This is a genomic window from Scandinavium goeteborgense (genome assembly GCF_003935895.2).
In the GTDB taxonomy this organism is placed as follows: Bacteria; Pseudomonadota; Gammaproteobacteria; order Enterobacterales; family Enterobacteriaceae; genus Scandinavium; species Scandinavium goeteborgense.
This window is the reverse complement of record NZ_CP054058.1, coordinates 966,310-982,997: the sequence shown is the minus strand read 5'-3', so window position 1 is coordinate 982,997 and position 16,688 is coordinate 966,310. Positions and strand designations below refer to the sequence as shown.

Annotated in this window: 24 protein-coding genes and 1 pseudogene; 12 read left to right on the top strand and 13 right to left on the bottom strand. The window is 46.6% G+C overall.

The annotated features are described in order from the left end of the window. Positions 1–122 precede the first annotated feature (122 nt). Positions 123–369, bottom strand: a pseudogene (locus A8O29_RS05535) (hypothetical protein). Positions 370–597: 228 nt separating this feature from the next. On the opposite strand from A8O29_RS05535, the gene A8O29_RS05530 reads away from it, so the two are divergent. Continuing rightward, complete coding sequence (locus A8O29_RS05530; RefSeq protein ID WP_174081245.1) at positions 598–1,482, top strand: DUF6731 family protein; 885 nt, start codon at positions 598–600, stop codon at positions 1,480–1,482. A gap of 431 nt (positions 1,483–1,913) precedes the next feature. Here A8O29_RS05530 and A8O29_RS05525 read toward each other — a convergent pair whose 3' ends face one another. From A8O29_RS05525 to A8O29_RS05490, 8 genes are all read right to left on the bottom strand, one after another. After that, positions 1,914–2,264 carry an antiterminator Q family protein gene (locus A8O29_RS05525; protein ID WP_174081244.1) on the bottom strand — a complete coding sequence of 117 codons (351 nt, stop codon included), beginning with the start codon at positions 2,262–2,264 and terminating at the stop codon, positions 1,914–1,916. A gap of 16 nt (positions 2,265–2,280) precedes the next feature. Further along, entirely contained in the window at positions 2,281–3,312 is a 1,032-nt protein-coding gene (locus tag A8O29_RS05520) for a DUF968 domain-containing protein (RefSeq protein ID WP_174081243.1), read from the bottom strand. Next, positions 3,309–3,992: a phage antirepressor KilAC domain-containing protein gene (locus A8O29_RS05515; protein ID WP_174081242.1), complete on the bottom strand. Its 684-nt coding sequence runs from the start codon at positions 3,990–3,992 to the stop codon at positions 3,309–3,311. Before A8O29_RS05515 ends, A8O29_RS05520 begins: the two co-directional genes overlap by 4 nt. A 73-nt stretch (positions 3,993–4,065) precedes the next feature. After that, entirely contained in the window at positions 4,066–4,323 is a 258-nt protein-coding gene (locus tag A8O29_RS05510; protein WP_174081241.1) for a hypothetical protein, read from the bottom strand. Next, positions 4,320–5,204, bottom strand: a complete 885-nt coding sequence (locus A8O29_RS05505) for a conserved phage C-terminal domain-containing protein (RefSeq protein WP_174081240.1) — start codon at positions 5,202–5,204, stop codon at positions 4,320–4,322. The genes A8O29_RS05510 and A8O29_RS05505 overlap by 4 nt, the downstream gene beginning before the upstream one ends. Further along, positions 5,201–5,314 (bottom strand): DUF4222 domain-containing protein, encoded by a 114-nt coding sequence (locus tag A8O29_RS22935; protein WP_420854014.1) that lies wholly within the window; start codon positions 5,312–5,314, stop codon positions 5,201–5,203. Before A8O29_RS22935 ends, A8O29_RS05505 begins: the two co-directional genes overlap by 4 nt. 252 nt (positions 5,315–5,566) lie before the next feature. Further along, positions 5,567–6,124, bottom strand: coding sequence for a YmfL family putative regulatory protein (locus A8O29_RS05495; protein ID WP_174081423.1), 558 nt, complete (start codon positions 6,122–6,124; stop codon positions 5,567–5,569). Positions 6,125–6,164: 40 nt separating this feature from the next. Then, positions 6,165–6,362 (bottom strand): Cro/CI family transcriptional regulator, encoded by a 198-nt coding sequence (locus A8O29_RS05490; protein ID WP_174081239.1) that lies wholly within the window; start codon positions 6,360–6,362, stop codon positions 6,165–6,167. Positions 6,363–6,463: 101 nt separating this feature from the next. On the opposite strand from A8O29_RS05490, the gene A8O29_RS05485 reads away from it, so the two are divergent. The 6 genes from A8O29_RS05485 to A8O29_RS05465 all read left to right on the top strand — a co-directional run bounded on the left by A8O29_RS05485 (position 6,464) and on the right by A8O29_RS05465 (position 10,776). After that, positions 6,464–7,090, top strand: coding sequence for a LexA family protein (locus tag A8O29_RS05485; protein WP_174081238.1), 627 nt, complete (start codon positions 6,464–6,466; stop codon positions 7,088–7,090). A gap of 781 nt (positions 7,091–7,871) precedes the next feature. Further along, positions 7,872–8,414 (top strand): HD family hydrolase, encoded by a 543-nt coding sequence (locus tag A8O29_RS05480; protein ID WP_125356028.1) that lies wholly within the window; start codon positions 7,872–7,874, stop codon positions 8,412–8,414. A 243-nt stretch (positions 8,415–8,657) separates the two neighbouring features. Further along, positions 8,658–8,831: a hypothetical protein gene (locus A8O29_RS05475; RefSeq protein WP_174081237.1), complete on the top strand. Its 174-nt coding sequence runs from the start codon at positions 8,658–8,660 to the stop codon at positions 8,829–8,831. Positions 8,832–8,833: 2 nt separating this feature from the next. Continuing rightward, positions 8,834–9,403: a 3'-5' exonuclease gene (locus A8O29_RS05470; RefSeq protein ID WP_125356014.1), complete on the top strand. Its 570-nt coding sequence runs from the start codon at positions 8,834–8,836 to the stop codon at positions 9,401–9,403. Between the two features lie 39 nt (positions 9,404–9,442). Further along, complete coding sequence (locus tag A8O29_RS22695) at positions 9,443–9,649, top strand: excisionase (protein ID WP_125356012.1); 207 nt, start codon at positions 9,443–9,445, stop codon at positions 9,647–9,649. Then, positions 9,610–10,776 carry a site-specific integrase gene (locus A8O29_RS05465; RefSeq protein WP_174081236.1) on the top strand — a complete coding sequence of 389 codons (1,167 nt, stop codon included), beginning with the start codon at positions 9,610–9,612 and terminating at the stop codon, positions 10,774–10,776. The genes A8O29_RS22695 and A8O29_RS05465 overlap by 40 nt, the downstream gene beginning before the upstream one ends. A gap of 20 nt (positions 10,777–10,796) precedes the next feature. On the opposite strand, the gene A8O29_RS05460 is transcribed toward A8O29_RS05465, so the two are convergent. Both A8O29_RS05460 and A8O29_RS05455 read right to left on the bottom strand, forming a co-directional pair. After that, positions 10,797–11,180: a hypothetical protein gene (locus A8O29_RS05460; RefSeq protein ID WP_125356032.1), complete on the bottom strand. Its 384-nt coding sequence runs from the start codon at positions 11,178–11,180 to the stop codon at positions 10,797–10,799. Next, positions 11,170–11,985 (bottom strand): hypothetical protein, encoded by an 816-nt coding sequence (locus A8O29_RS05455; protein WP_174081235.1) that lies wholly within the window; start codon positions 11,983–11,985, stop codon positions 11,170–11,172. The genes A8O29_RS05460 and A8O29_RS05455 overlap by 11 nt, the downstream gene beginning before the upstream one ends. 918 nt (positions 11,986–12,903) lie before the next feature. Between A8O29_RS05455 and A8O29_RS05450 the strand changes: the two genes are divergently transcribed. The 4 genes from A8O29_RS05450 (at position 12,904) to A8O29_RS05435 (ending at position 14,611) form a co-directional block, all read left to right on the top strand. Then, positions 12,904–12,951, top strand: a complete 48-nt coding sequence (locus A8O29_RS05450; protein ID WP_246316663.1) for an ash family protein — start codon at positions 12,904–12,906, stop codon at positions 12,949–12,951. Positions 12,952–13,034: 83 nt separating this feature from the next. After that, a complete protein-coding gene (locus tag A8O29_RS05445) occupies positions 13,035–13,349 on the top strand; it encodes a helix-turn-helix domain-containing protein (RefSeq protein ID WP_125355961.1) in 315 nt (104 codons plus the stop codon). A 370-nt stretch (positions 13,350–13,719) separates the two neighbouring features. After that, positions 13,720–13,968 (top strand): hypothetical protein, encoded by a 249-nt coding sequence (locus A8O29_RS05440; RefSeq protein WP_125356017.1) that lies wholly within the window; start codon positions 13,720–13,722, stop codon positions 13,966–13,968. Positions 13,969–14,107: 139 nt separating this feature from the next. Then, positions 14,108–14,611, top strand: a complete 504-nt coding sequence (locus A8O29_RS05435; RefSeq protein ID WP_174081234.1) for a YqhG/Tai3 family protein — start codon at positions 14,108–14,110, stop codon at positions 14,609–14,611. 225 nt (positions 14,612–14,836) lie between these two features. Here A8O29_RS05435 and A8O29_RS05430 read toward each other — a convergent pair whose 3' ends face one another. Continuing rightward, the gene (locus A8O29_RS05430) at positions 14,837–15,172 is read right to left on the bottom strand and encodes a DUF1294 domain-containing protein (RefSeq protein WP_174081233.1); all 336 of its coding nucleotides are present in this window, start codon (positions 15,170–15,172) and stop codon (positions 14,837–14,839) included. Between the two features lie 331 nt (positions 15,173–15,503). Here A8O29_RS05430 and A8O29_RS05425 point away from each other — a divergent pair, with 331 nt between their 5' ends. Then, on the top strand, positions 15,504–15,980 hold the full coding sequence (locus tag A8O29_RS05425) for a L,D-transpeptidase family protein (RefSeq protein WP_217448711.1): 477 nt from the start codon (positions 15,504–15,506) through the stop codon (positions 15,978–15,980). A gap of 64 nt (positions 15,981–16,044) precedes the next feature. On the opposite strand, the gene A8O29_RS05420 is transcribed toward A8O29_RS05425, so the two are convergent. Continuing rightward, the gene (locus tag A8O29_RS05420) at positions 16,045–16,530 is read right to left on the bottom strand and encodes a cold-shock protein (RefSeq protein WP_110511334.1); all 486 of its coding nucleotides are present in this window, start codon (positions 16,528–16,530) and stop codon (positions 16,045–16,047) included. Positions 16,531–16,688 lie beyond the last annotated feature (158 nt).

Sequence of the window (16,688 nt, the reverse complement as noted above, 5' to 3'; positions counted from 1 at the left end):
ACTCACTTTGCTTTAGCGCTAAAGCGGTGGGCCTTGGTTCGCTTGTGACCACAATGCATGAGCGAATGGCTGGTGGAGTGCTTCAACACCCACCAGCCGCCCATTCTTCACAGCAGAAGCCCTCACTGTCGAGGGCGCATGTAACAGCCGAGCTGGAAATCAGATAACCCCGCCATCACAAGCTGCGTCAGTATTAACTGGCAGCGCTCGCGCGTCAGGTAAGTATTCTGGGCTATCTCGCCCACTGTCGCCAGTTCAGTGCTCAATTCGTTATAAACTGCGCGTGCCGTTTCTGTCATATCTTGCTGATTTAGCATGTCTTTTACTCTCAATTAATCGATGACATACTGATAACTCTGGTTCGATAATCCAGCAAGATGAAACTTCGTTATAAGAATCTTACAGCGCATTACTCACGCTATACCTACCCAGAAAAGACAAAACTCCGCCAATGCGGGTTCATAAGTAGTTTTGAGTCAATGCGGTAAACAACCACTTCTAGCAGAGTACGATAATTTTTGCGTACGCGTTAAACATTTCGTATTATCAGATCATTCAATTAGGAAGCCTCTTATAGAATTTCACAGGAAGATCGAAATGCCTCAACGCTCTTACAAAATCGAGTTTTTTCAATTAAGCATCACCCCTAATCAAGATGTATCTTCAATTCGAGATCTTTTCCAGGCTCTATCTGATGAGGAATACGAGACCTCTTTTGAGATAGGCGGTTTCACGAGAGAAGTTTGGGGTCTTGTTTTCGACAGATTTGACGATTCAGTTTGCGGTCAATTCAGGAAATTTAGAAACACTGACATACCCGAGATTGGAAGCATCGGTGAGGATGGTGAGGAAATAGAATTGGAAGATGATGAGGGCTTAATTGAGAAGAATTTTTTCGTTTATTACGAAGAAAACGACATTCTTGCATGGCATAAAAATACTCATTCAAGCGGTGTGAACCAATTTGTCAATTTCCTAAGCTCTACTGCCGGACTTAAGATCAAAGCCGGTCCCATACTTCAATCAGACGCCATCGCTCGCCTGATGAGTGGTGATGTTGAGTTAAAGAAAATTGAAATTACTTTACCCCGACCTACAAATCCACAGCTTTACCCACAAGATGACTTCGGATCAAGCATCCTTGAAATGATGAATAATGCTGATGCTGATAGTTTAAAAATTAGCATGGGTGTAGATATGCGTAGAACAGATACCGAAGGGAGGCTGACCGGCCGCTTGAAACAAACGTTGAGAAATCTTGTTAGAAATGGCGCATCGACAGCTCGAGCCCATGTGTTTGATGATGGAGTGGAGTACCCAATCGATCTGATCGCTGACAGAGTGTTTTCATGGCAATCTGTTGAGACAAATGCACATTTCCCGCCTAACTTAACAATGTATGGTATGATTGATACAGCGAAAGCTGAACGTCAGGAGGAGTTAGATGGGTACTTTGGTGCAATGGAAGACGCTCTTCTCTAGGTCTGTAATAAGCGCCGGTGTAGTACTACTATTTTGGTTCAAATCAGATAGTGTAAAAGTTGAAACACTAGTAAGCGCTTCCGGCGTCATTACAGGATTAGCTGGGACTCTGTTGGGTTTTCTAATCACGTCAATGTCACTTATCACCGCATTGATGGATAAAAAGCTTGTTATAAACATGCTTAAAACTGGGCACTATAGGCGATTAATAGCTGACACAATACTGACTTGTACGTTTCTTTTGACACTCATAGTCGTCTGTTTAATTTGCCTTATTTCACAATCGTATATGATTAAATGTGCATTTTATGCCATCATTTTTTTCCTCAGCATCAGCATACTGTACTTGGTTGAGGCAGGCAGAAGATTTTCTATGGTTGTGTTGAATATAAAATAACGGAGTCACTACCGTTAGTGACTCCATACCTAATCTATTGATTACAAACCATTATTAGCACCCCGTCGATAAAACCTAAAGCTGTTTGTAATTCTTTTCTAATCGTGCCATCTGAGCACCTCCGCTTCTTAGCAATTGCACGTAGTGAAATTCCCATAACGAAGTGTGCAATCATTAGCTCATATTCTTCGAATTTATACTTCCGAAGACGCGACATACATCCGTCTATCATAATCCCTTCGTCGTCATCACATTGGAGACGTGACCGCTTTCCATGAGGTAACAGGCCTTTGAATCCAGCAGCAATTGGCTGCCAATCTACTCCACTGCTATCAGCTGCAGCCCATGCCCCCCAACGATCCATTACTTCATACATATCACGCATTTTTTTCTCCATACACTTACGCTTTAGCTATTACGCCAATCGCCAACGCCCGATCCAGAAAACGAAACAGCAGCTCCAGCTGCGTGCCATGTTTCTGCTCGAACGCCGCGACATCGGCATGCAATTTGTCGTGACACTCTCTGCACAGAGGGAACACGAACAGGTCGTGGGATTTGGTGGCGGTACCGCCCATACCATGCCCGATGATATGGTGAGGATCATCAGCCGGTCGGCGGCAGCCTTCGCATGGTTGAGTTTTTACCCAGCGGGTATAGTCGGCATTCTCCCATCGGCGACGCTTAGGTCGCAGCATGAATGATTCTGGGGAATCAGGTTCCGCGCGCAGCACCAGGACTTTCTTTTCCTGCTGCATCTGATGAGTCACTGTGCTGCTGGTCCTACACTGCAAAATGCTGGTGGCCTGAACGTTTGGCATAATGTCAGCCTCTCTGTAAACCGTCGGGATCGGCTCGACAGGAAGCATCAACGCCTGCGTTGCCATATCCTCCGGGATGGCGTCTGTCAAACCGACATAGACAGCCCACCAGCACAATTCGGCGATCGACAATTCACGCTCACGGTTGAACCGCAAGCCAGCCAGCGCAACGTCGATAATCCAGTTGGTTACATTGCGGCGAGCAATGCCCTCCAGCAGTTCGGTGGTTTGCTCGCGCAGCTTATTTTCACAGTGCCAGCACAGCATCATCGCCCCCGGCGGGTGACGCATCGTCACCCGCTCATCATGGTGATAGTCCGAATGTGGGTACTGGCATTCGCGGATATTGCGTTCAAGCCAGTATTCCAGCCCCGGAAGACCACCTGCGGCACGGATCACTCGTTCATCAGTGAAGAATGGTTCTAGGGATATATCTTCTGCCAGGGGCTGCCGGGCGTCAGGAACGCGCCCGGTCTCCAGTCGAGCCATATTCTTTGGTTGAGTCTCCACCAGCACACGACCACCAGAAAATAGGCTCAACAATTCGCGGCCTGGCTTGAGCAATACAATTCCGAGGCGTGGCACGACCTCAGGAGTTAACAGCGCCCTCATGCCGCACTTCCCCGAGAAACATGTTCCGTCCATAAACCACCGATCCAGCGAACACCTTTTGCAGTAAACCGCGCCTGGCTGAAAGCGTGATTGGAAGCCGCTGATGTACCGGTCTTAACTTCAAAGCGTCCAACATCAATGTGTTGCGCCATTGGAGTCAGTGCACCACCGAGCCGATACATAATGCCGTTCTCAATCAGGAATAACCTGAAGGCGGTCTCTCTGGCATTCAGCAGCTTAGCCACCTGGCGGAATGACATTGAGCCGTTCGCAGTACAGTAACGGTCAACAAATTCAACCTTTGGTGCCGCAGCTGCGAGTTCAATAGCAAGCTGCTCTTTCTGCTCTTCCAGATCGGCTGCCAATCTAAGTGCGTCAGAAAAAGACTGGGGAACAGCTGAAGCATGGGCAGTCTCAAGTTCTTGCCAGCGGTCAACAAGACGTGCTGTGAACTCGGGTGACAGTTGGGCCACTACGACATAACTATCGCGCTTTCCTATCAGATAAACCGATACAGACTGATTAAGGTGATTTTTAACTTCCCCCATTGGGGGGAGTTCTATAATGCCGCGTTCAGACAAACGTTCGATTGACCGTTTAACATGGTCATGGCGTGACTCAACCAGCTCAGCGATATCACTGCTGCACATGGTTAACGTTATGTTTGCTAACTGACTCATACTTTTCTCCACGATTAAGCGGCTGCACCCGCTATTGCTTCAATCCTGCTAGTTTTTGGTCCAATCATTTTATTCACTGACCACCCATGTAATTTCCTGCGAGATACCAGGTCTGCTGATTACCCGGCCCTACCGCGCTTGACCGGATAAGCATGCCGCGCAGCTGCGCAAACTGCTTACGTTGAGCCGCGGTGTCTGCCGCATCAATCAGCTCGAGGCATAGTGTTGCAGCTCTGCGTTTAAACCCCCGAGCGATCAGGTCGTTTACTTGGGCCTCGAGAGAATTAATACGGTCCTGACGTTGCTGTTGGTAGCGTTGCTCTGGTGTCATAGTGATGAGCCTCTAAATCCCTTTGGAATAGCTGTATCAACCGGGCCGAACTTCATCGGGTCATGCTTTTTCTCGCCGCCCCAGGTATCACGCAGCGGTCTACCTTTCTGCTCCCAGCGCAAAGCATCCTGTAAATACCCTTCAAATTTTTTCGGACCGAAAAGTGTCTCTGGTCGCATGTACCGATACATATCATCGTTACCGTTCCAGTCCCTGTGTTTCAGGTCGATAACCAGTTTCAGGTCGCAGACGCTGTAACCGTCTCGCAGGCGACCCCGGATGTTTTCCAGGGATGTTTTTGATTTCTGGAAGCGTGAGCCGCTTACCCGGTTCAGGTGGGTTAAAACTTCAATCGCGTTGTCAGTGATTAAAACTTCGGGGTCGGGTTGCGCCGCAACCGGACAAAGGGGTTTTGATTTTACTGATGGATCTTGTTTTGAATTTACTGACGGATCCCCGCCAGATTCTGCCGGGTCAACCCCCCCTGCTTTGCCAGATTTCGACGCGTCGGATTTTGAGGGGTCAGATTTTGATGTATCAGATTTTGATGTATCAGATTTTGACGTGTCAGAATCTGACAGGTGAGAAAAGGCCGCACCCTGGAGTTTTGTCACGTTCAGGCGGTATACGTTTGAGGCGTTACGGTTCCCTTTACGGCGCTGCGTACGGGTCAACCAGCCTTCTTTTTCAAGGTTACTGATTGCCGTGCGAATTGTGCTAAGGCCTGCGCCCAACTGACGCGCAATAGTCTCGATAGACGGCCAGCAGACACCTTCGTCACTGCTAAAATCAGCCAAACGCGCCATGATGGCTACGCTGGTGAGTTTCATCCCGGACGCTGCACATCCGTCCCAGACGTATGAGGATAATTTGGTACTCACTGCATAACCCTCACGAACCGTGCATTGAACAAAATCACCGGTGCCTGACAGTCCCATTCATAGCCAACGCGCTGATAAATCACTTTCTGTGCATCAGTGTCGTTCTCCATGATTCTGACCATATGTCCATGGGAGTCCTTCCAGACGCTGTTTATCTCTGGGTATTTGTTCTCAGTGCTTCGTAGCATTCGTTCGCCCTCCCTGAGCAAGGCGCACGCCCACAGCCCATTCACAAAAGCTGTGGTTTATCTCAACCCATTGCCCGCATATCATGACTGCATATCGATAAGTGATTACGGCGCTGCCACCGCAAACCGGTAATGCCCGAAGTTGCGGTTGATAGTTACTTACGGTTAGACTGCTCATGCGGATTTCTCCATACACATAGATTTATCTGCCAAGACGCCCGGGGCTGCACACTCGCGGGCGTCACTCATTTCTGGCTTACAGAAAACACGAAATAACAGGGATAAATGCTCCTGAAATTTGGTGATAACTTGGTAACTGTTCTCTTCTATCTGCTCCCGTTCTGCCGCATCGATAACACCATCAGCAGTTGCGTTTCGCAGATAAGCTGAGTGCTTACCGATCCACTCGATGGATTCCATCAGGCGCTGGTTGATATCAGCGTTTTCAATGTCCTCGACGTCACCCAACGGAACAAACACCCCGCCGGTGTGCTTCGCAATGGCATTAGCGATGTGGTTTGAACCACCAGCGCGCTGTAAAACCATGGCCCACCCAAGTGGGAAGATTTGATCGCCTTCAGTACGCAGACGGTTGAACAGGGCGTTTTCGGTGACATCAAGCCACTCTGCGGCTTCCGCATATCCACCTGGCAATTCAGCAATCGTCTTTTTGATTGCGGCCACCAGCCAGGCCGGCTGCTTTACTACCTTCCATTCGGGTTCGTTACCCACGGCTTTCTCCTTTTTGTTGTGGTGTTCAATGAAACTTGAGTCAGCTATTCTTTTCATAACGCTCAGGGCTAAAAATCAGCTTTCCGTTCGTTCTGTATGCTGCTTCAGCCGCACGACCTTTTGGAATCAAGCGGCCAGTCCTGTTTCTCCATTGGTAAACCGCCTCACTTGTTATGCCGAAAAAATCAGCAACCTTCTCAGCGCTCCCGAAGTACTTTTCAATTTCGTCAGTAGTCATCCCAATGCCTTTTGCTAAGTTTGATTAGATATTAAATACCAATCTAACTTAGGTCAATAAAAACTAAGATTACTTAGCATTCATTAGCCTTTGAGGACGTGATGGAAACTGTCGGACAACGGATAAAATCATTACGAAAAATCACTAAGACATCTCAAAAAGAGCTTGGGAAATTCTGTGGAGTGAGTGATGTAGCGGTTGGTTACTGGGAGAAAGATGTCAACGTCCCCAGCGGAGAGTCGCTTTCAAAACTTGCAAAGTACTTCAATACCTCTGTTGATTACATTCTCTACGGCACTGACTTTGAAGGGTCACTGATTACTCAAATGAGGCGTGTTCCTGTTATCTCTTGGGTACAAGCAGGAAGCTATACCGAAAGCCGACCATGCTGCACCATCACTGAAGCTGACCGGTGGATTGAGACCTCTTTGCGAATCAGCAACGATTCGTTTGCGCTTGAGGTCAAGGGAGATTCAATGACAAACCCTAACGGCCTGCCAACCATTCCCGAAGGCGCTACGGTGATTGTTGATCCCGATGCTGAACCTCTTCACGGGAAAATTGTTGTGGCACGTGTTGATGGCACCAACGAGGCCACGGTGAAAAAACTTGTCATTGATGGTTCTCAGAAATTTTTAGTCCCCTTAAATCCGCGCTACCCGAACATTGCCATTAATGGCAATTGCATCATCATAGGTGTCGTTAAAGGTGTTCAGTACGAGCTCTAACCCCTAACATCCTCTCATCTAACACCGGACTAAGTTAAGTTTGGTGTTTTCTCTTGATCTAAAAACTAAGTTAAGTTAGATTTATATCTCGATAGCGAAGAGGACGGACGCCAATGAGGCAGTCGTCAGCCTTCGGTCACACAACATGAAAGTGCACTCCCCCTCCTTTTACTGGTGGGGATTGGTTTGTTAGCTGGTGGAGTGCGCTTCCAGTTGTGGTAATTGCGGCTATGCGCACGTGACGAGGCCAGTTCATTCAACCATTGAAATGAAGACTTTCTTCGTAGTGTAACGTCGTCAGCTCTGGCCGGGCTGGCAGGTGGAGGCACCACCGCCACAACGATACCACCGGGTAAGTCCGGGAGCCTGAAAGAATATAGGGGCAGCTCTTTCGGGGTGATCCTGCCCAGCTGGTGAAGCTTTGTGTTTGCGAAACCATTCCAGCCGCGTGGGCTGTAAGGTCCACAAAATCAGACTTAAATTGCTGTGTGTAGTCTTGGCGGTACCGGATTTCTCTTCCTTGAGGTCCTTACCGGTACCGTCCTTTTTACACAACTGTAAGCGCACTCAACCTCTCAATTTTGAGGCTCTGTCGTTAAATTCAAATGCTCGAGTGCGCTTTCAATTGTGTGGGGAAATAAGGTGGTGTCAGCCGCCCGTTTCACTAAGCGCCTTTTTGGGTGCTTACTAAAACGAAACCCAAAACTTTTATCACCATCCGGTGAGGGATTCGTGCAACCAAAAACTGCGCTGTGCAGAGCGCAAGCATGGAGAAATATCGATGAGTTTTATCCAGACACTATCGGGAAAGAAGTTTAATTTCATTAACCCAACGGCCGACGACGTTGATATTGAAGATATCGCAAATGCCCTGTCCAACATTTGTCGTTTTGCTGGTCATCTTCCGGAGTTCTACAGCGTGGCACAGCATTCGGTGCTGGCAAGTCAAATCGTACAACCAGAGTTTGCGTTTGAAGCGCTCATGCATGACGCAGCAGAGGCATATTGTCAGGATGTTCCAGCGCCGCTTAAAGCGCTCCTGCCAGATTACCGCCGTATCGAAGCACGAGTTGACGGCCTCATTCGTGAAATATTCGAATTACCAGCGGAAATGTCACCTCTTGTGAAATATGCAGACCTCACAATGCTGGCGACCGAGCGTCGTGATCTGGAGATCGACGACGGCACAGAGTGGCCTTGCCTCAAGGGGATCCCCACCAGCGACATTATCCAGATAGTTCCTCTTCGACCCGGACAGGCCTATGGTCTTTTTATGACTCGCTTTAACGAACTAATGGAGCTGAGAAAATGCAGCAACATCTGAAAGTAAGGGAATTGGTCGCTGCCGCACGGGCAGCAGCATCTGACCTTCCACCAGCGTCAGCGCAGTTAATGCATGAGGTTGCTACCCGACTCGATGTGACGTTCGTTGCTCTGAGTGAAGCCATGGATCAGCGTGTAAGCCTAATGGCAGAGAACGAAACACTTCGCCAGGGAGCAGCACTATAAGCACAGTAATCGATAAAGAGCTTCACATCACCCGTGAAGCGCTAAAGCCGGAGAAGCGATGAAAACCATTATCATCACATTGGAAATTGACGTTCCTGATCACGCTACGGACAAAGATATTTCTGATTGGGTGGATGTTGAATACGGTCAATGTAACGGAATGAAACTGGATAACCCATGTCGTGGCGATGCCACTGAAATTGTTAACCACACTTGGAAGTTTGAGAGCTAAAAATGAACCATCTAATGATCGACCTCGAAACAATGGGCAACAAACCATCAGCCCCAATCGTCGCCATCGGCGCGGTATTCTTTGACCCGCAGACCGGTGAACTGGGCGCTGAGTTCTATACTGCTGTGAATCTTTCAAGCGATATGGCTATTGGTGCAATTCCCGACGGCGGTACCATTCTGTGGTGGCTGAAGCAATCTGCAGAAGCACGTGCGGCGATTTGTACTGACGATACGTTGCATATCGCCGACGCGCTTTCTGAATTGAGCGCATTCATTACCCGTAACTCTGATAATCCGTGGTACTTGAAAGTCTGGGGCAACGGAGTCAACTTTGACAACGTGATTCTTCGGTCAGCTTACGAACGTACTGGCCACATCTGCCCATGGCAATTCTGGAACGATAGCGACGTACGCACGATTGTTTTACTCGGTCGCCAGATGGGCTTCGATCCCAAGCGGGATATGCCATTTGATGGAATCGCGCATAACGCCCTGGCCGATGCTCGTCACCAGGTAAAATATGTATCAGCTATCTGGCAGCGGTTGCTGCCGGCCAGCAACGAAGAATAAACCTAATGGCCCGGGTGCAGCCGGGCAATGGAGAAATATATGCTGAGCCTCGATTGTGTTCCCATCTCAACTTATTGCAAAGAGACAGGCGAAACTTCTGAAGCTATCAACAAGCGCGTGCAGCGTGGAGTGTGGCGGGAAGGAGTTCAAGTGCTAAAGGTCGAAGGCGTTAGGGAAAGATGGATTGATCTTAGTGAGGTTGCAAAATGGGCACGACAGAATCGCCTAAACTCCCACGCGGCATAACCATTAGGAAACATAGCAGCGGTGAAACCATAAATATAACGTTCACTTACAGAGGTGTTAAATGCCGAGAGCCGCTTTCTAATCTCGAAGTGAACAATAAAAACCTTAAATATGCCGCTCGAACGCTCGGCGAGATTCATAACAAAATAGAACGAGGCACCTTTGTCTATACGGAATACTTTCCACGTTCTGCGCGACTGAAAATTTTCGGTAACGCAGCGACAGGGAAAACGGTAAAAATGTATCTCGATGAATACCTGAAAATTTGTGAAACAAGAGGCCTGTCACCCTCCACAATTGATGGATATAAGAAATGCCGGAGCGCACTTGTATCACTAAATATTTTTCCGGCCAGTGAATTAACGCCTGCGGCCCTAAAGACTTGGATTCAGAGTCAAACAACGACTCTAAAAACGATCCGTAATAGGTTGTCGTTTTTACGTTCTTCGCTCGATGAAGCAATAACCGATGGTGTCTTACAAATAAATCCTGTTTCCCTTGTTACCGCCTCACGCTATCTGAGCAATAAAACAGAATCAGAGGGTAATTACATTGTCGATCCACTCACGCCGGCAGAAGTGAATGTTCTTTTAGATTCAGCAGTAAATAAGCAATGGGAGAACCTATTCAGATTTGCGATCCATACGGGTTTGCGCAGTTCAGAGCTCTGCGCGTTGCGCTGGGAAGATATCGATTTTATTCGTAAGACTGCACATGTTCAGAATGCTAGTGTTTCAGGGGTAATCAAGGGGACTAAAACCAAAGCAGGTACACGTAAGGTAGATCTAACAGACGAAGCAATGCTTGCTCTCACCCAGCAGAAGTCATTCACATTCATGAAAAATGCTACTATTTTTGAGGATCCAAAAACCGAAAAAGCCTGGGCTAATGCTGATGCTATCAGAAAGAAGGCTTGGGTCCCTACACTTAGGAAAGCTGGCATCAGATATCGTAATCCTTACCAAACACGCCACACATTTGCAACGCGTCAAATTAGCCAAGGTGTTAACCTTTTCTGGCTGGCGGGTCAAATGGGGCATAAAGGTCCGGAAATGCTATTTAGACATTATGGAACTTATTTAAAAGAATATGATGGAAATGTGAACAGGCAGATTGAACAAATATAAAGCCACTTAGTGGCTTTATATTATGAAGCTATTGATTTGGTCATCTCTGAGCATTTATCGATCAACCGTTCAGCCATACCAATGGCTAATCCTGACTGCCTTGCAGAGACGAGCTGATCCAATCGATAATCAGCAATAATTCTTTGAGCCTTTAGCTGCGTAAGAATGAAACTGATGCCCCTCATATATTTCGAGTCATAGGTTTCGTGACCTCGACAGGCATCGCCCTGTAAATAGTCTATAAGCCCCTGATGACTGTCCTTAGGTCCATTTGTCATAGTAGGCAAAACATGATGGTAAGAACTGTAGTATGCTCTACCGATGGCATTACGGTAACCAATTTCGTCTGCTCTAGCATGGCAATCTTTAGCGAAGCCAAGGAAATCATGACTATTAACCGGCATTAAGCATACTCCTTGTAACACGTACTAAATCTGAAGCAGAACTTGCAGCAGTTTGTTCCTCTTCAGCTTCAAACCATAAAGAAAAGTTTTTTTGCATTAAGCAATCATGTTCAGCCAGCGAGAATGCGAGTTCAACATTCATATCAGCAAGCAGTTCAATATCAGAAGTTTTAGCAACTAATACCAAAGCATTAACTTTCTCTTCTGAAATATCATAAAATTTTATTGCAGCTGGATGTATTTTATGAGAATCCATTACGCTAGTAATATTTTCGAAAAGAAGTTCATATTCGAGTGTAGATATCCCTGCGCTCTCTTTAAAGGAATTCACTTCAAATAAAACATCATCAAATTTATTTTCCATAGTCTCAAGCTCCTCACTATCGAACAGTTTAGAGTAAGAGTGAAAATATTTTTCGGCCAAGTTCATTTTTCCAACAAAAATAGAATTCTCGTAGGCGTTTAAATAGATAAATGGCGAAACATATTTCTCAGCAAGATCTACACTTGCGAGAAAGCTTTTTCCTAAACTTCCAAAATCAGATAAATAAACAAGGAAGTTTCTAGCAACAACTTCATTGTGGCGTACCTGTAATGAACGTTCAAAGTGCGTAATTGCATCAGCTTCACGTCCGTATGCCCCAAACACGAGAGCTTTGAGGTAGTCTTCAACCACTGAGTCCTTGAGAGCATCAACATCACGAAGATACCTTCTGAAGGATACGTCATCGAGACGGACACCTTTAATGAGATATGCAGTGAGCTCTTTGCTGATCAGATGCGCTTTAGTAGCTGGTTGCGGCATTTAACACCTTATCTAACAGATGGTTAGCAAAAATATGTAGCAATAGTTTTTTCTTTTAGTCCCGTAAGATTACATGAAGACTGCTAAGCCGGCCACCCACAAATATGGTTGTCAATGTCTAATGCAATGCTTTACCCATTGACTTTAAAATAATTTACAAATAAGCCTGATAGCCAGCATAGTCAAAAACGTAATTGTGCATAAGTCTGTTCATAACATTGAAGTTATCAACAAAAAACCATATGCACCAGAGGATCAAAAAGTGCTATTTATTTAAATTCAATTAGTTATGATAAATCACAATAAAATTTAACAATAAATTCAATATGTTATGAAAGCAGAAAAAATTCTTAGTTTGATACTCTTGTTATCCTAAATAAATTCTTAGTTCGCCTTGTAATCGACCTTTTTATTTAATTCACAGTTAGAAATTTTTCGATAACGATGTTTAAAAAATGCAGAGTACACGTCAAAGATACGCGCTTAAACTGAATGATTATTTTTCTTTATATTTCATAGCGTTAAAGAATTTCGGGCGGGGGTTCAAATCCCCCCAGCTCCACCAAAATTCTCCATCAATGGTTACCAGAGCCACTTGATGAAGTCGAAAGCCCGCATAGCGAAAGTTATGCGGGCTTTTTTGTGGGTGCTCCACACACCCACTGGAACCATCACCGCAGAGCCGTTGTAACCCCTGCAACACGAAAAAATTCTCTGGAAAACAAGTCGCATTCTGTCCGTTAGCGGGTTGGTTAACGTCTTCGATTTGCGATATAGTCTCGCCCGCTGTAGCAAAATCTACAGCCGGGATTTGCACCCCGCCAGAAACTACAGGATTCACTTAATGTTCTTCATTAAGTGTCAAAGCCTCTGCACACCCGCTGTTTGGACAGTTCAAAAACTGTACTCACAACTTCAATGGTGGCTCAGGCAGGGCAGCCTCAGGGCTGGCCGGTGTCCTTGTAGGCCGGTAGTGCAAACCCTGTCTGGGCTACCACCAAGAGATTTGCACCTCTGGTGGTAGTCGTTATCACTACAAGGAGATGTATATGACTCTTTCACACAGCCCCACTTTCCTACCCTTCCATCAAGACTGGCATCCTGCCGATATCATTGCGGCGTTACGTAAAAAAGGCACCTCACTGGCAGCGGTATCACGCGCTGCGGGCTTGAGTTCGTCCACGCTTGCCAATGCGCTGACGCGCCCATGGGCAAAAGGGGAAATGCTTATCAGTGATGCGATTGGCGTACACGCTGCAACTATCTGGCCGAGCCGCTATTTTGATGTACAAACGCGTAAACCTATCGCCAGACCTATGCGCTCACCTTATAAGAAAATCACTACGGAAATGTCGGCTGAGTAAGCGTTAGTGTCATACCCATATTATCCAGCGCGGGTATCGTGAACGTTCCCCGCGCTGAAGTCTGCATGCCGATATTTTGCGAGTTTCTGGCGGATATTTATTTCGATGAAGTGGCACTTATAGACCTGGCAAGCCCCTCCTAATCAATAGATTTTAACCACTTGTTTTTACTTAATAATTCACTAAATCTATAGCATTATTTGGTTAGCTTTAATTCGATTTTGGGGTGTTAATAGTCCGGGAACAGCGATGGCAGTATTACACTAGTTTCCCTCACAGATTATATGTTCCTCTGGAGGGCATTAATAAAATCGCCCCCCATTTTGATATCATCACAGCTTAAAGCATTTGGCACTATACAGGTGTATTAATGACTGCTACAAAACTTATAGCCCTTTGGTTAACAGAACTGACATCATTGACCATCATTTATGGAATACTCTGTTTTTTGCTTCCCGATTTAGAGTTATACGGTTACTACGTTGAGAAGTTCGGTTTTGTGCTGGAGCAAGACTGGCTTGATTGGTACACACTTATAGTCTTGATTACGGCTGTTATTTTGAACTGCATTTTAATCGTCTGTATTTTTATGCTTTTCAAAAAAACGGGGAGCCCATAAAGAATGCTCCCCTTAAAGTACATTATCTCATGTCTTGTTGAATAAGCCTGTCTGACAATCGCCAACCATAATATATGGGTGCCCCATGAAGATATCTTCAATTGGCATATCGCTGTCTAGAACGAGAAAGAAATATTCGATGCGTATCATCTTGCTGTTAACGCTCGCTCTGAGCGGCTGTGCGTCCCACATCCCGACACCGGAAGCCACGGTCAAAGCGTTTTATTCCTTCTATCTCAATGCATATGTTTCGGATAACGGCGCTGACGATTTGTGTTCACCTCAAATGCGGCAATACATAGCCAGAGATACTCTGGCGAGGCTTAAAGACATTCATAGCATCCACGAGCAAGAGATTATTAGCGCGGACTATTTTACGTATAGCCAGGACTATGCCGCAGAATGGATATCGGATCTGGAAGTCGGAGGTGCGGAAGATTACGCAGGCGGTAAAGTACTGAATGTGTGGCTGGGGATCGAAGAGGGTAAAAAAAGCCAACTGCGTGATTATCTGCGCCTCGAAGACGGCAAATGGAAAATCTATCGCGTCGTCAGTGTTTCAGATGGCTATGAGCAAAACATCTTTGATGATAAAGCGATTACCGCCGCTAAAGCCTATGCGGAAACAATACCCAAATCATAATTTCGGCTTGCACGCTTCGTCTTAGAGCAGCTTTGTCTTCAGCTTACGAATGACAATTAAAGAAAACCGTAAGCTCTTTTTTGCCCGATGGCGCTGACGCTTATCGGGCCTACAACATCAAAAACCTGCGCTGAACCGTAGGCCTGGCAAGCATAGCGCCGCCGGGCGTTTTGGAACGTTGTCAGCAGTCTGAACTCAATTTTGAACTGAGGCATGGCAGCCCATTCAGTACGGATAGAACCAATACAAAGCCACTAGCACGGCAACATTCAAAATCACACTGATAACGAACCAGGTTTTAAACGGCTGCTTTTGGGTTTTATGCCGAAAGAGTTGCTGGCCGAGAATAGCGCCCGGCCACCCGCCGACAAAGCCGAACGTCAGCAAGGTGGACTCCGGCACTCTACGCCACGCATTGCGGGCGGCCATTTTATCCCCACCGTAAACCACCAGCGTCAGCACGTTGGCCAGCAGAAACCACATCATTACAGGATGCGGTAAAAATATGCTGCCAATAGCCGCTAAGGCCAGAAGCAAATAACAGAATCGATTGAGGTTCATATCCTTCGCCGTAACGGCTCCTCAGCAGAAAAGAAGGGCAATAATACCCGATATTCAGTATGTTTCAGGCAGATATTTGAACTGGGGCGTTTCACCGACAGCCACAGAAAACCCATCTGAATCAATTGAAATTAACCAATTGTTTTTACTTAATAATTCATTAAATCTATAGCTTTTTTTGGTTAACAAGAATTCGATTTAAGGTTGTTAATTGTCCGGAAAAACTTGAGGACAGAAACACTTGAATCTACCCCGTCGTTACCCCCGTTTACTGCGTGTCAGTTGCGCGCTTCTTTTCATCGCGTTATGCCTGATGGGATACACGCGCATAATGATCAAATGGGGACATGCGTCACCACCCACGCTGCTGCCCACTACGCAACGGGCTGATTTAATTGTCATCAATAAGTCAGAACGTACGCTAACGCTGATGCGTAAGGGTGTTCAGCTTACGAGCTATCACGTATCACTCGGTAAGCAGGCGAATGCGGGTCCTAAACAGCGTGAAGGCGACAAGAAAACGCCGGAGGGTCATTATTTCATCGACAGTCGCAATTCTCACTCGCGGTTCAGCCTCAGCCTGCATATTTCTTACCCGAATAAGAAAGATATTAAAACCGCAAAAGAGGCTGGATACCCGCCCGGCGACAATATCATGATCCACGGTCTGCCCAATGGTTGGGAATGGCTTAGCCCACTCCTTCAGCGTATCGACTGGACCGCGGGTTGTATTGCTGTGACGAATACCGAAATGCGCGAAATCTGGAGCCAGGTGCCAACCGGTACGCCTGTTGACATTGAACCATGAGCCATTCTGGAAATAAGAAGACTCGCTATCTTTGCTATGTGGATATCCCTTCGCAAGATGCAGTTCACTTCGACTGCAACATCTTCATGGTGGCGTCGATATCAATCTCATCTTCAGAGAAGATGTGCGTCGTTCCCTGGAAAGTGGTGATAACCAGCTTTTTCACGGTGCGCATTTCACCCGGCTGCGGTGCCGCTTTTGGGCGGATGTTGTGCATCAGTGCGCCAACCGACAGCACCGTGTTCTCTTTATCAATCCCGACTTCGGCTGGCACTTCTTCGTTGAAGGACAGGAACGATTTAATCGCCGTGAGTTTGATGCGCTCGCCCGCGATGTAGATGTATTTGCTCTCAGGATCGACCTTCACAGAGAACGCCGATGGGCCTTTGTTGTTGGTGGTTGGCTCGAATGTCACCGTGGCGTCTTTTCTGATCAGCTCAGGGTTCGAGACCTTAATCACATGAAAATAGCGGTTCTCGCCGTTTTCATCTTTGATAAAACCGAAACCTTTGTCTTCAAACCAGGTTGTGATTGTCCCGCGCATCGCCATTACCACCTAATAAATCGTTAAACATGTCAAAAATTGCAGCGCGCAGTTTAAAGCAGAATCCCTGCGTCGACCATGTCTTTAGTTTAAGTCTGAACAATTATTCGCCAGCACGCCAGACATCAGACGGGGAATTCACGCGGCGTGATGAAGGGGTAAAA

Bases quoted from the DNA above. Each gene is read 5' to 3' on its own strand.
- A8O29_RS05530 (WP_174081245.1), top strand. From the start codon at position 598: ATGCCTCAACGCTCTTACAAAATCGAGTTTTTTCAATTAAGCATCACC.
- A8O29_RS05525 (WP_174081244.1), bottom strand. From the start codon at position 2,264: ATGCGTGATATGTATGAAGTAATGGATCGTTGGGGGGCATGGGCTGCA.
- A8O29_RS05520 (WP_174081243.1), bottom strand. From the start codon at position 3,312: ATGAGGGCGCTGTTAACTCCTGAGGTCGTGCCACGCCTCGGAATTGTA.
- A8O29_RS05515 (WP_174081242.1), bottom strand. From the start codon at position 3,992: ATGAGTCAGTTAGCAAACATAACGTTAACCATGTGCAGCAGTGATATC.
- A8O29_RS05510 (WP_174081241.1), bottom strand. From the start codon at position 4,323: ATGACACCAGAGCAACGCTACCAACAGCAACGTCAGGACCGTATTAAT.
- A8O29_RS22935 (WP_420854014.1), bottom strand. From the start codon at position 5,314: ATGGAGAACGACACTGATGCACAGAAAGTGATTTATCAGCGCGTTGGC.
- A8O29_RS05490 (WP_174081239.1), bottom strand. From the start codon at position 6,362: ATGACTACTGACGAAATTGAAAAGTACTTCGGGAGCGCTGAGAAGGTT.
- A8O29_RS05485 (WP_174081238.1), top strand. From the start codon at position 6,464: ATGGAAACTGTCGGACAACGGATAAAATCATTACGAAAAATCACTAAG.
- A8O29_RS05480 (WP_125356028.1), top strand. From the start codon at position 7,872: ATGAGTTTTATCCAGACACTATCGGGAAAGAAGTTTAATTTCATTAAC.
- A8O29_RS05475 (WP_174081237.1), top strand. From the start codon at position 8,658: ATGAAAACCATTATCATCACATTGGAAATTGACGTTCCTGATCACGCT.
- A8O29_RS05470 (WP_125356014.1), top strand. From the start codon at position 8,834: ATGAACCATCTAATGATCGACCTCGAAACAATGGGCAACAAACCATCA.
- A8O29_RS22695 (WP_125356012.1), top strand. From the start codon at position 9,443: ATGCTGAGCCTCGATTGTGTTCCCATCTCAACTTATTGCAAAGAGACA.
- A8O29_RS05465 (WP_174081236.1), top strand. From the start codon at position 9,610: ATGGGCACGACAGAATCGCCTAAACTCCCACGCGGCATAACCATTAGG.
- A8O29_RS05460 (WP_125356032.1), bottom strand. From the start codon at position 11,180: ATGCCGGTTAATAGTCATGATTTCCTTGGCTTCGCTAAAGATTGCCAT.
- A8O29_RS05455 (WP_174081235.1), bottom strand. From the start codon at position 11,985: ATGCCGCAACCAGCTACTAAAGCGCATCTGATCAGCAAAGAGCTCACT.
- A8O29_RS05445 (WP_125355961.1), top strand. From the start codon at position 13,035: ATGACTCTTTCACACAGCCCCACTTTCCTACCCTTCCATCAAGACTGG.
- A8O29_RS05440 (WP_125356017.1), top strand. From the start codon at position 13,720: ATGACTGCTACAAAACTTATAGCCCTTTGGTTAACAGAACTGACATCA.
- A8O29_RS05435 (WP_174081234.1), top strand. From the start codon at position 14,108: ATGCGTATCATCTTGCTGTTAACGCTCGCTCTGAGCGGCTGTGCGTCC.
- A8O29_RS05430 (WP_174081233.1), bottom strand. From the start codon at position 15,172: ATGAACCTCAATCGATTCTGTTATTTGCTTCTGGCCTTAGCGGCTATT.
- A8O29_RS05425 (WP_217448711.1), top strand. From the start codon at position 15,504: ATGATCAAATGGGGACATGCGTCACCACCCACGCTGCTGCCCACTACG.
- A8O29_RS05420 (WP_110511334.1), bottom strand. From the start codon at position 16,530: ATGGCGATGCGCGGGACAATCACAACCTGGTTTGAAGACAAAGGTTTC.